General features: G+C 66.5%; 13 protein-coding genes. 9 read left to right on the top strand and 4 right to left on the bottom strand.

Features of this window, described 5'->3' with window-relative positions; all coding sequences use genetic code 11:
- Positions 1-37 precede the first annotated feature (37 nt).
- From LRS12_RS04385 to LRS12_RS04370, 4 genes are read left to right on the top strand one after another with little or no spacing between them, the layout of a single operon-like run.
- Positions 38-463 carry a helix-turn-helix domain-containing protein gene (locus tag LRS12_RS04385; protein ID WP_257843497.1) on the top strand — a complete coding sequence of 142 codons (426 nt, stop codon included), beginning with the start codon at positions 38-40 and terminating at the stop codon, positions 461-463.
- Positions 464-517: 54 nt separating this feature from the next.
- Positions 518-1153: a cation diffusion facilitator family transporter gene (locus tag LRS12_RS04380; RefSeq protein WP_257843496.1), complete on the top strand. Its 636-nt coding sequence runs from the start codon at positions 518-520 to the stop codon at positions 1151-1153.
- The gene (locus LRS12_RS04375) at positions 1150-1794 is read left to right on the top strand and encodes a class I SAM-dependent methyltransferase (protein WP_257843495.1); all 645 of its coding nucleotides are present in this window, start codon (positions 1150-1152) and stop codon (positions 1792-1794) included. The genes LRS12_RS04380 and LRS12_RS04375 overlap by 4 nt, the downstream gene beginning before the upstream one ends.
- A gap of 17 nt (positions 1795-1811) precedes the next feature.
- Entirely contained in the window at positions 1812-2354 is a 543-nt protein-coding gene (locus tag LRS12_RS04370) for an MAPEG family protein (protein ID WP_257843494.1), read from the top strand.
- Here LRS12_RS04370 and LRS12_RS04365 read toward each other — a convergent pair.
- A complete protein-coding gene (locus tag LRS12_RS04365; protein ID WP_257843493.1) occupies positions 2340-4256 on the bottom strand; it encodes a cytochrome c/FTR1 family iron permease in 1917 nt (638 codons plus the stop codon). The two genes, LRS12_RS04370 and LRS12_RS04365, sit on opposite strands and share 15 nt — an antisense overlap.
- A gap of 480 nt (positions 4257-4736) precedes the next feature.
- Between LRS12_RS04365 and LRS12_RS04360 the strand changes: the two genes are divergently transcribed.
- From LRS12_RS04360 to LRS12_RS04340, 5 genes are all read left to right on the top strand, one after another.
- Entirely contained in the window at positions 4737-5186 is a 450-nt protein-coding gene (locus LRS12_RS04360; RefSeq protein ID WP_374580295.1) for an RNA polymerase sigma factor, read from the top strand.
- Positions 5187-5264: 78 nt separating this feature from the next.
- Positions 5265-6023 carry a LuxR family transcriptional regulator gene (locus tag LRS12_RS04355; RefSeq protein WP_257843492.1) on the top strand — a complete coding sequence of 253 codons (759 nt, stop codon included), beginning with the start codon at positions 5265-5267 and terminating at the stop codon, positions 6021-6023.
- Positions 6024-6049: 26 nt separating this feature from the next.
- Complete coding sequence (locus LRS12_RS04350) at positions 6050-6619, top strand: hypothetical protein (protein ID WP_257843491.1); 570 nt, start codon at positions 6050-6052, stop codon at positions 6617-6619.
- Complete coding sequence (locus LRS12_RS04345; protein WP_257843490.1) at positions 6609-7532, top strand: LysR family transcriptional regulator; 924 nt, start codon at positions 6609-6611, stop codon at positions 7530-7532. Before LRS12_RS04350 ends, LRS12_RS04345 begins: the two co-directional genes overlap by 11 nt.
- Before the next feature lie 30 nt (positions 7533-7562).
- Entirely contained in the window at positions 7563-7871 is a 309-nt protein-coding gene (locus LRS12_RS04340) for a hypothetical protein (RefSeq protein ID WP_257843489.1), read from the top strand.
- A 14-nt stretch (positions 7872-7885) separates the two neighbouring features.
- On the opposite strand, the gene LRS12_RS04335 is transcribed toward LRS12_RS04340, so the two are convergent.
- The 3 genes from LRS12_RS04335 to trbF all read right to left on the bottom strand — a co-directional run bounded on the left by LRS12_RS04335 (position 7886) and on the right by trbF (position 11018).
- Positions 7886-8110, bottom strand: a complete 225-nt coding sequence (locus LRS12_RS04335) for a DUF2274 domain-containing protein (RefSeq protein ID WP_141383945.1) — start codon at positions 8108-8110, stop codon at positions 7886-7888.
- Positions 8107-10128, bottom strand: a complete 2022-nt coding sequence (gene trbG / locus LRS12_RS20240; protein ID WP_374581244.1) for a P-type conjugative transfer protein TrbG — start codon at positions 10126-10128, stop codon at positions 8107-8109. The genes LRS12_RS04335 and trbG overlap by 4 nt, the downstream gene beginning before the upstream one ends.
- Before the next feature lie 206 nt (positions 10129-10334).
- On the bottom strand, positions 10335-11018 hold the full coding sequence (gene trbF / locus LRS12_RS04320) for a conjugal transfer protein TrbF (protein ID WP_257843488.1): 684 nt from the start codon (positions 11016-11018) through the stop codon (positions 10335-10337).

The following is an 11018-nucleotide window of genomic DNA, read 5'->3' as shown; positions in this document are numbered from 1 at the left end:
TGCACCCTCTAGTAGCTCTAGGGTCAAGGACGCGAGGATGAAGATTGGCGAGTTGGCGAGGGCGACGTCCACCAAGGTCGAGACGATCCGCTTCTACGAGAAGATCGGGCTGCTTGCAGAGCCAAGCCGGACCGGCGGGAATTATCGCGACTACGGTCCTGCGCACTTGGCGCGATTGTCCTTCGTCCGTCGCGCCCGCGACCTCGGATTCACCCTTGATCAGGTGCGCGAGCTGCTCGCACTCGCGGACGATAGGGACCGGTCATGCGAGGCGGTCGACGTCGTCGCTCGCGAGCATCTGGCGCAGATCGACCAGAAGATCGCCGATCTGCACGCGCTGCGGCGGGAGCTCGACGACATCATCGGGCAATGCCGCCACGGAGCCATTTCCGATTGCCGGATCATCGAGGCGCTCGGGCCAGGCACGATCGCCCGAAGCACAGCCGCCTCACAGCCGGGTTGACCCTATAGCGGCTAGAGGGTGCAAAAGTGTGCGCGACTCGCTGTGGAGGTGATGATGAGCGATTGCGGATGCGAGGCGGATACCAAGCGGGCCGGCGTCGATCCGGCCTACCGCCGCGCCCTTTGGATCGTCGTGGTGCTGAACCTCGGATTCGGCGTCTGCGAGCTCGTCGGCGGGTTCGTCGCCGGATCGCAGGCGCTGAAGGCGGATTCGCTGGATTTCCTCGGCGACGGCTCGATCACGCTCGTCGGCCTGCTGGCACTCTCCTGGTCGGCCACCGCTCGCAGCCGCACCGCCCTGACGCAGGGCTGTTTCCTGGCCGCACTCGGTATCGGCGTGATCGCGTCGGCGGGGTGGCGGGCGTTCAATGCCGTTCCGCCGGAGGCCGATTTGATGGGCGGCATCGGCGTGGTCGCGCTGATCGTCAACGTGACCGCAGCACTGGTGCTCGCCCGGTTCCGGGGCAGCGGCGACGCCAATGCCCGGGCGATCTGGCTGTTCTCGCGCAATGACGCGCTGGCGAACGTCGCGGTCATCGCGGCTGCCGGCCTTGTCGCCTGGACCGGGAGCGCCTGGCCGGATCTCGTGGTGGCCGCGGTGATCGCCCTGCTTTTCCTGCATTCGGCCTACGACATCATCCGCGATGCGCGGAAGGAGCTGGCCGAGCATCGTCGTGGTGCGGCGGCATGAACGATGCGGCCTATACCCCACCGCTCGGAACCGGCGATACCGCGGACTACGACCGCGCGATCCGGCGCTGGACGCGCGAGATGCGCTGGCGTCGCGCGATGGTCGATGCGCTCGCGCCGCGGCCCGGCGAAACCATCGTCGACGTTGGGTGCGGCACCGGCAGCTTCGCCGTGATGCTCAAGGCTGCCGAGCCGGGCGTCGAGGTGGTCGGCATCGATCCCGACGAGGAGGCGCTGGCGATTGCGCGGGCCAAGGCGGACGCCGCCGGCCTCGCCATCCGCTGGGAACGCGGCTTCGCGCGTGACGTCGGCACGCGATCCGCCGACGCGGTGGTGTCGAGCCTCATGTTCCACCAGGTCCCGATGGTCGAGAAGCAGACAGGGCTGGCGGCGATGCATGCCGCGCTTCGTCCCGGCGGCAGGCTCGTGATCGCCGACTATGGCCGCCAGCGCGGGCTGATGCGCCTGCTGTTTCGCCTGACTATCCAGCGACTCGACGGCGTGGCCGACACCCAATCCAATGCCGACGGCATGCTTCCCGGGCTCGTCGCGGCGGCCGGGTTCAGGAACGTGCGGGAAGCGGCGCGCATTCACACGATAACGGGTACGATCGCGCTGATCGTCGCGGAGCGGCCCGGCTGACAGGGGGAGGTGGCACGATGGACCTCAAGGCCGAGCAAAGCCAAATCCGGAAGCAGTCCGCGCTGGCCTTTCTGCTGTGCGCCGCCGTGTTTGCGGCATGCGTCCTGTTCCTTCCCCGTTGGATCGCGTTCCCGTCGGAGATCGGCGCCCGGCTCGCCTTCGCGATCCAGACCAGCCTCGTCCATTTTGTAATCCTCCTGCTGGCGGTCCGCCTGGTGTCGAGCGGGCGTTACCGCTCGGCCGCCGACATCGGCGGGTCGGCCAAGGGACCGCCGAGCCCAGCCCTCGCGGTCAAGGCCGCCTTCCTGCAGAACACGCTCGAGCAGGCGTTCCTCGGCGTCGGCGCGCATCTGGCGCTGGCCTCGGCCGCCGGCGGACGCTGGCTGGCGCTGCTCGTCGCGTCGGCCGTCCTGTTCGCGATCGGCCGGCTCGCCTTCTACCGCGGCTATCCGGGCGGTGCCGGGGCACGCGCCTTCGGCATGGCGACGACTGCGCTGGCGTCGCTCACTTGCTATGTCGCCGCGCTTGCTTTGCTGATCGGCCGCCTAGTCGGAGGGTGATGCCGGCGAGCGCGCGGCCGCCGCGCCGCGGCCGCTGAGCCAGAAGCCCGCCGCGAGGATGGCGATCGCCGCGACCTGCGCGAGCACGGTCTGCACGGTCGGGAACAGGCCGAGGATCTCGACGCGCGGCACGCTGTCGAGCGGCCGGATAGCAAGTATGCCCGCCTCCTGCAGGCCGGCGATGCCCTTGCCGGCGAGCACGACCGCGAGGATGGCGATCAGGATCGCGCTCCACGAAAAGAACTGGGTGATCGGCAGCCGGGCACTGTAGCGCAGCATGACCCAGGCGATCAGCGCGAGCAGACCGGCGGCGACGCCGGCTCCGGCCAGCATGGCGACGCCGTTCCCTTCCGCCCATAGCGCGGCATAGAAGAGGATCGTCTCGAACACCTCGCGATAGACCACGATGAAGGACAGGAGGAACAGGAACCAGCCCGACCGTCTCGACAGCGCGGCGCTGACCTTCTCCTTCACATAGCGCTGCCACGCCTCCGCGTTGCTCTTACCGTGCATCCAGATGCCGACGGTGAGCAGGATGATCGCGGCGAACAGCGAGCCGAAGCCTTCGGTGAGCTCGCGCGACGCGCCGCTCACGCTGATGAAATAGGTCGCGACGAACCAGGTGGCGACGCCGGCGACAAGCGCCGCGATCCAGCCGCCATGGACGAAGCCGAGCACCTCGCCGCGCTCGGTCTTCTTGAGGAACGCGATCATCGCGATGACGATCAGCAGCGCCTCTAGGCCTTCGCGAAGCAGCACGCCGAACGCGCCGAGGAAGCTCGACAGGCCGCTCGCGCGCTCGGGCGCCAGCGCGGCTTCGGCCTCGGCGAACAGGCTGGCGAGCGCCCGGTTGGCGACCTCGACCTCGCCCACCGGGCGGCCTTCGCCGACCGCGGCGCGCAGTTCGGCCATCGCGCGCTCGATCCTGCCCATCAGCGCGGCATCGCGCGCGGCGAGCACCGGCTCGACCGGCTCGAAGCCGTCGAGATAGGCGGAGAGCGCAAGGTCCGCCGCGCCTTTGCGATCGCCGGCGCGATAGGCGGCAAGGCTCTGGTCGAGACGCTCGCGGGTCAGCGCGAGCGAGCCGTCGACGCGAGCGGTCACCGCCTCGGGATGGCGGCGCAGAAAGGCGGTGAGCGCGGTCGCCCTTTCGGCGCCGAGATCGGCCGCCAGCGCGGCAGGCGTTGCGCCGACCAGCGCCGCGAGGTTGGGATATTTGGCACGCACTGCCGCATCCTCGCGCCACAGCCGTTCGCCCTCGCGCGCCGCCGCTTCGGGATAGGCGAGCTGGCCGACATGGAAGGCCAATGCCCAACGATCGGCTTCGGGCAGCGCTACGAAGCTCTGCATCGCGGTGCCTTCGAGGCCCTGATCGATTACCTGATAAAGCCCGAACAGACTGCGCTGGTCCGCGCGAGCCTTGTCGGTGAAGGCGATCGGCGGCGGATCGAGCTTGGCGGCATCGGGACCGCGGCCGTCGCCGTTGGCACCATGGCAGCTGGCGCAGTTCTGCGCGTAGAGCCCGGCGGCGCGGGTCAGGTCAGGCGGTGCGGTCGGCGCCAGCGGCACCGGATAGGCCGCGAGCAGCGCCGAGGCGAGCGCCCGGGATTGTTCGGCCACCGCCGCGGGAGGCGCCTTGGCGCCGATCGCGCTGCGCAGTGCCCCGGTCCGGCGCAGCAGGTCCGGCTTGGCGGACGTCGGCGCAAGGGCCTGTATCCGCGCATCGACTTGCCCGGCGAACTCGATCATCTCGGCATATTCGGCGTCGCTGATGACTTTGCCGTTCGAGACCGCGCCCGAATAGTCGACCGCGATATAGTCGAGCAGCCGCCAGGTCGTCTGCACCTCAGCGGCGCTGCCCTGCGCCCGAGCGGGAAACGAAAGGAGCAGGATCGCGAGCATAAAAACAATCCAGGCCATCCGGAATGGCAGGCGGGCGACGGGTGCGGTGATGGAGGCAGCAGGGTAGCCGGGGCGCATCGACGAGCCTCTTGTTAAGAATCGTTCGCGGTTTGCACCCTCTACCCGCTAGAGGGTCAAGCGCGATTTGCAGGCGTGGCGGTTGGATTGAGAGAAAGTGCGACCGCTAGCAGCCGTACATCGGCAGGTCGTCCACTTCGAAGCCACAGTATGAAGCTCCATACACGAGCCTGGCGCCGATCCCTCCTTTCGGAGGGATTGCCCGCGCCACTACCACCGCTTCTAATTCGGCCAAATTGCCGCCGGACGTCGCCGCGGTGCGATTGGAGCATGATGATGGTCCCCACTCTCAGCCAGCCGGCTTCGTCGCCCGGAGATGACGCTCGCTCATTTTCGAGTGGGAATAGGCCGACGACCCCGCCGATCGAGCTTGCAGAACTTCATCGCATCCATTGTGGGCGATTGCATCGCTTTTTCGCGCGCCACGGCGCACGGCAGGACGCCGCTGATCTCGTTCAGGAGAGTTTCGCCCGGCTCGCCGGCGCACGGGCCAAACGGTGCGCGGCGATCGAACGGCCAGAAGCCTATCTCAGCACGATCGCCTCCAACCTGCTGCGGGACAGGGCCAGGATCGCTCTAAGTCGGTCGCTGGCCCGGCATATTCCGATCGACGAGATTCCGCTTGCAGGACACGATCCGATTGCCGCGCTTGAGGCGCGCGATCAAATCGAACGGCTCCAAGCCTCGCTGGCCCGTTTGTCTCCAAAGACCCGATCGATCTTTCTTGCCCATCGTCGCGACGGGATGACTTACAAGGATATCGCCAACCAAACTGGTCTGAGTGTAAAAGCGGTCGAGCAGCGTATGTCGAAAGCCATCGCCCATATTGACCGCGTGCTGAGGCACGGCTGATGCGTAGCCAAGAGCCGGCTGGCACGATCAGACAGGCGCTGCAGCTGAAGGACAGCGCATTATCGTGTGAGATTATCTATGACGAACGCTTTGGACTCGGCACAGCTTAGAGACTTCGAGGAAGTCTACAAGGCGTGTAAAGCGGCCGAGAATAGTGCGCGACTCTCTGAAGTGATCGACGAGGCAATCCAGCAATTTGGTTTTCGTTGGTTTGCCCTCGTCGATGACGGCGACCTGTACAAGCACCGTTCGGGCTGCATGATGTTGACCAACTACCCGTCATCTTGGGTAGACGAGGTCATCAGCGCGCGACTGTATAGGGATGATCCGGTTCATGCCGCCAGCATCCGAAGTCCCACCGGCCTCTGTTGGGAACGCATTCCCGAGGTGATCGCCCCTACGCGGGCGCAGCTGTCGGTTCTTGAGCGCGGCCGAGCTCATGGTCTGACCACGGGTTACACGGTACCCTTTCGCATTCCTGGTGAGCGTGGCGCCTTCTTCAGCATAGCCCGCCCAAAAGATCGGCCTTTTACCTACTCCGAAGCAATTGCGGCACAGCTGATTGGCGGAATAGCGTTTGAGACGGGACGCGCACTGGTCAAAGGCCGCGCGGTCAAAGCTCATGGCGCGCCCCTCACCCCGCGCCAAATTGACTGTCTTCGGCTGATTGCCGCCGGAAAAACTGAGTGGGAAATGGGTAAAATCCTCGGTCTTAGCCCCAGCACGATCCATGAATACGTTGAGGCCGCCCGCCGGCGTTATGGCGTGAAGACCCGAAGTCAGCTCGTGCTTGCTGCCGCTCGGGACGGTTATGTCAGCCTCAATTATCTGACTTGATCAGAACACCCCTCTGTTCAGCGGGATTGCCCGAAATCACCTTGTGCCGTCTATTTCCGGAAATCGTGAACCGGCAATTGAGGGCGCACGTGCACGGAGAGGACCAGTTTATCGAGGATGTCTATGCGCGCGAGGTGGTCATGGCCCGCGTCGGGCACCTCATCCGGAGAAAGCAACAAGAAATCGAACGTATCACGCGCATCCTGCGCGCGGCCGCTTCCTTCGAGGGCGTGGCGGCTCCGGTCTCCGGCAAAATCCTGAAGATCGTCCTTATTGGTCCCTATGCCCGACGCACTTGGTACGAGGACAAAGCCTCCCTCTATTTCTCGGATTACGAATTCTGGGTTGTCGTCAATCATACGCTCTATGCTGACGAAACGCGGTGGTGCCGTGCGAAGGCGATCATCGCTCGTGAATTGGGAAACCGCTGCGCGGTGTCCCTGTCTGTGTTTTCCAAGGCGGACATCAAATCCGCCAAAGCCAGCAAAGATCATTTCATTCTGGACCGGCTCGAAGCGGGCATTGTGCTGTTCAAGGCCTCGCGTGACGCCCCGTTGCCGCGATTCAAGAGTAGCGAGCGGGATGATGTCGTTTGACATCCGCCAACTACGCTACGCAATCGCTGCCGCCGATCACGGCAGCTTCTATCGAGCGGCGCGTACGCTCGATGTCGAGCAATCGACGCTCAGTCGGGCTATCCTGAAGCTGGAGCGCTCGATCGGAATGCCGATCTTTGAGCGCTCGCGCGCCGGCGTAACGACGACGCTGGCCGGAAACGCTTTCATTCGCGGCGCGAAACCAATGGTGGCAACGGCCGACAAGCTCGTGGCGATGATGCGGGCAGCCGGCCAGGGCCGCGCGGGTGGTCTCGTGCTGGGGCATAACAGCTCGGTTTCCGCCGGCAATTTACGTGCAACAATGATGAGTTGGTGCGACGCGCACCCCGACGTCGAAGTCGGATGCGTCGAAGCGGACCGCAGCATCCTGCTCGCCGGCCTTGATACAGGGGAGATCGACATTGCGATCCTCATGGGTGCCGCCAGCCATAACGGATTCCGCTGCGAGCCGCTTTGGAGCGAGCGGATGTTGGCCGCGCTTCCACTCTCGCATCCGCTCGCGGAACGCGACGTGGTTCACTGGACGGATCTTCGCGGCGAGCGGTTTCTGCTTCCGGCCGCTGATCCCGGCCCGGAGATACGGGATATGTTGCTGGGCCGTTTGGCGGTTTCGAGCGTAAAGCCTGACATCCGAATGCTCCAGGCGAGCCGCGAGACAGTGCTGAGCGTTCTCGGTGGGAGCTCCGGCATCAGCATCGTTTGCGAAGGCTCCACCGGAGCGCGCTATCCCGATATCGTCTATCGAGCGATACACGGCGAACAGGGGCCGGCCTTAACGGGCCATTCCGGTTGCTGGCGCGCTGACAACGACAACCCGGCGCTGCGGCGTTTCCTTGAATTCATCAAAGCACGCTACGCGCTCTCCTTTGATTTCGCCCAGATATTTCAGTAAATTAAACTGCCTGTTCTTGGAGTGACTGTCATGGGTCAAGGCAAGACAATCATTATCATGCTCGTCACCTTGGTCATCGGGTTCTCATGCGGATTTTTGTTGCGGCCGGTGATCGCGCCAGCGCAGCAAGCCGCCCTAGCCGCTGCCGTTCCGCCCGCGGCCCCTGTATCGAGCGAGGCGCGTGGGACGCAGTATTTCATGGCGAATATCGACGAGGCCCGTCAGGTCGTGGCCGGATGCCGTGATGGTTCGGTGCGTGGTGGCGAATGCGCCACGGCCGAAGAAGCGATCATCAAGGTCGATGCCGCTGAACGCCGCAGGCACTTCCTCGGCAACTGATCCTCGCGCGGCGCTCAGCCGTTCGCGCTACGCCGTCCGCGCGCAAAGCCACGGTCGCTCGCCATGAACCGCGCGAGCATCGGCGCAACCAGCTTCTCCGGCGTCACAGCGTCGCCGCCGGTCTCCGCTGCCAGCGCAGCCGCGTAGGCTGCAAGATCGCGGTGGACGGCGGCGGGCAGCTCCACGGTCAGCTTCACCGGCCGGTCGTCAGCGAGCGGCCCCAGCTTCAACTTCGTCATCGCGTTGCTCCGATCGGTTCGAGCACGAGGTCGCGGGTGATGACCACGCGCAGCGGATGGCCTGGCCGGATTGTCAGCGTCGGCTGCACATTGAGCTGGCGACGCACGATCTGCTGGCCGGTCTGGTTGATCGTGTCCTGCGAGCCGCGCCGGAGGGCGCGGGTCAGGTCGTCCTCGCTGTCCGCGCCCAGCTCGGCGCCGACGCCGAGGAGCGTCGAGACGGCTGCCGCCTTGAGGAGATTACCCCAATGCTGGTTCACGCGGTCCTGTAGCCCCGCGAACCCAGCTCCGTCGGCGCCGGGCTGGCGCTCGAGAACGATCGAGCGCCCGTCCGGCATGATAAGGCGGTCCCATGCAAGCAGCACGCGGGTCTGCCCGGCGGCGATCTCGCTGTCATACTCGCCGATCAGCCGTGCGCCCTGCGGAATGACGAGGATGCGCCCGGTCGGGCTGTCATAGACGTTGGCCGTCACCTGGGCGGTGATCTGGCCGGGCAGGTCTGAGCGGATGCCGGTGATGAGCGCAGCCGGGATGATGCTGCCGGCCTGCACGATGTTGGGCGATGCCGGTGCCGTCAGCCGCTCGACGCTGACCGTGCGCTGGTTGGGTGCCTGCGCCATGAAGGCGCGCTTGGCGGCCTGGTCGCTTTCCGCCGCTGCATCGGCTGTCGCTGGAGGTGCCGGGTTCGGCGCTGCGAGGCCGAGGGAAGCCGGGGCCGTTGATGACGCCGCGCCGCCGCTGCTGCCGAGGAAGACCGAACTGGTCCGCGCCGCGTCGCGCTCTTGTTGCGCGCGCTGGCGGGCGGCCTCGGCGGCCTGAGCGCGGGGATCGGGATGACCTGGCTGCGCGCCGACCGGCGGCACGGGGACATTCTCGCCGCGCTGCTGCGCGGAGACAATAGGGCCGCCCAAGTCGCCGGGGAGCGGCGGGCCGAGCCGGGGCGCCTGCGCATAGTCGCTCGGCCCGGAGGTGATAGTCTCGGCCGTGGTCCTACTGTCGGTGTTGTAGAGTTCCTGCGCGGTCTTCTCGCCGGGCGGCCGCAGCGCATAAATCAGCGAGCCGCCGATCCCGAGGCCGGCGGCGACGCCAACGACGGCGAGCGCTTTGCGCGACAGGCGCATGACGCGCGGTGGGTCTCCGCGAAGCTGGAAGGCCTGCGGATCGGAGCGCGGCGCGGCGGGCGCGGCGGCCGGGGTGTCTACGGGCTCGCTCACGGCCGCCCCCCGCCGTCCATCGGTGCGCACGATCCGGACACGCTGCGCGCTGCGCCGGTCGCCCAGCCGCAGTTCGGCGGCGGCGAACAGGCGGTCCACGACCATGTAGCGGCCCTGCACCCGGTAATTGACCAGCTCGGCTTCGCCAGATGCGCCACTTACGAACAGCGGCGGCATCTCGCCCTGCGAGATCCCGGCCGGAAATTCAATGAACACCTGCCGTCCATCGTCGAACGCGCGCGCCGGTCGCCACGGCGCGCGATCGCCGTCGATGCGATAGCGGAAATTGAGCGTGGACAGGTCGATGCCGCTCGCCACAGGCGCGGCGGCTGCGGCCGCTGCGTTGCGGCCCTGCAAGGCGATCAGTGCGTCCTGTGGATAGGTCCAGCTCACCGACGCCATGTAGGTCGAGGAGGTGGCGCGCAGTTCCAGATGATAGGTGCGCCGATCGGTGTTGATGACGAGATTGGTGGTGAGATCAGGCCGAGTTGGCTTGACGAGGATGTGGACGCGCGCGGTGAGACCGCTGCCGCTGATGGTGTCGCCGATGATCCAGCGCACGGTATCACCGGCCGCGACCGGCCCTGGCCCTACGAGTTGCTCACCTTCCTGCAAAGCGATGTCCGTCACCTGACCCGGCGCGGTATAGACCTGATAGAGCGCGCCGTCGGTCCACGGATATTGCTGGATGGCGTTAAGGAAGCCGTCGCGCACCGGCTGGACGCGGGCGGCTGCGTTCGCCGCGCCGACGCGCTGGCGAGGATCGGTCGGCTCCGGCGGGCGGCGTGTGTCGGGCAGGGGCATCAACTGGCCCGGAAGCGGCAGCGGTTCGGGGATCGTCACCACTTCGACGGCGCGGGGCGCTTCCGGGGCGAGCGTCGCAGCGATCTCGGCCGGGGGATCGTCATAGGTGATGGCTGGAGACCGCGCCGATGTGGTGGCGCATCCGGCGAGCGCGGTGGCGGAAACGAGCAGCGCCGCCGATGCGGCACGGCGATGTGGACTGACGGTCATTGCGACAGCTCCTTTGACCAGTTGAGGGCATTGACGAAGACGCCGAGCGGATTCTTGCGCAGGGCGTCGGGCGTGCGCGGGGGCTGCACGACGACGGTAAGGATCGCGGACCAGCGCTCGGTCGTGGCGAGGCTGCCGTCTTGATAGCGGCGTTCGGTCCAGGCGACGCGGAAGCTGTCGGGCGAAGCCCGGATGACGCTCGACACGTCCACCGCGACCTGCACCCTTCCGACATTGGCGAAGGGATCGTTGGCGCGCGCATAGTCGTTGAGCGCCGCCGCGCCGCGATCGGTGGTGAAGTCATAAGCGCGGAGCCAGTTCTGGCGGACGATCACGGGGTCGGCCGGGATCGAGCGAACCTGCTCGATGAAGCGCGCGAGGTGGAACGCGATTTGTGGATCGGTCGGGCGATAGCCGGCCTCGGCCGGCGCGACCGCCTGCGCTTCACCGAGCCGATCGACCTGCACGACCCAGGGGACGATATGGCCGCGCGCCGATTGCCAGATGAGGCCGGCGGTCAGGCCGCCAGAAAGCGCCAACGCGCCGAAGAAGGCGACGCGCCAGTTCTTCGCCTGCACGCGGGACGATCCGATCCGGTCGTCCCAGGCTTGCGCGGCGCGCTGGTAAGGGGTCGTCGGTTCCGGCGTCTGGCCGTAGCGGAGGGTGGGGCGTTTGAACAT

The organism is Sphingomonas sp. J344, assembly GCF_024700005.1.
Taxonomy (GTDB): domain Bacteria; phylum Pseudomonadota; class Alphaproteobacteria; order Sphingomonadales; family Sphingomonadaceae; genus Sphingomonas.
Note: the sequence above shows the minus strand (reverse complement) of the source record. Positions and strands in the feature narration are given on the sequence as shown.

Bases quoted from the DNA above. Each gene is read 5' to 3' on its own strand.
- LRS12_RS04380 (WP_257843496.1), top strand. From the start codon at position 518: ATGAGCGATTGCGGATGCGAGGCGGATACCAAGCGGGCCGGCGTCGAT.
- LRS12_RS04375 (WP_257843495.1), top strand. From the start codon at position 1,150: ATGAACGATGCGGCCTATACCCCACCGCTCGGAACCGGCGATACCGCG.
- LRS12_RS04335 (WP_141383945.1), bottom strand. From the start codon at position 8,110: ATGACGAAGTTGAAGCTGGGGCCGCTCGCTGACGACCGGCCGGTGAAG.
- LRS12_RS04370 (WP_257843494.1), top strand. From the start codon at position 1,812: ATGGACCTCAAGGCCGAGCAAAGCCAAATCCGGAAGCAGTCCGCGCTG.
- LRS12_RS04340 (WP_257843489.1), top strand. From the start codon at position 7,563: ATGGGTCAAGGCAAGACAATCATTATCATGCTCGTCACCTTGGTCATC.
- LRS12_RS04345 (WP_257843490.1), top strand. From the start codon at position 6,609: ATGTCGTTTGACATCCGCCAACTACGCTACGCAATCGCTGCCGCCGAT.
- trbG (WP_374581244.1), bottom strand. From the start codon at position 10,128: ATGCCCCTGCCCGACACACGCCGCCCGCCGGAGCCGACCGATCCTCGC.
- LRS12_RS04365 (WP_257843493.1), bottom strand. From the start codon at position 4,256: ATGCTCGCGATCCTGCTCCTTTCGTTTCCCGCTCGGGCGCAGGGCAGC.
- LRS12_RS04385 (WP_257843497.1), top strand. From the start codon at position 38: ATGAAGATTGGCGAGTTGGCGAGGGCGACGTCCACCAAGGTCGAGACG.
- trbF (WP_257843488.1), bottom strand. From the start codon at position 11,018: ATGTTCAAACGCCCCACCCTCCGCTACGGCCAGACGCCGGAACCGACG.
- LRS12_RS04355 (WP_257843492.1), top strand. From the start codon at position 5,265: ATGACGAACGCTTTGGACTCGGCACAGCTTAGAGACTTCGAGGAAGTC.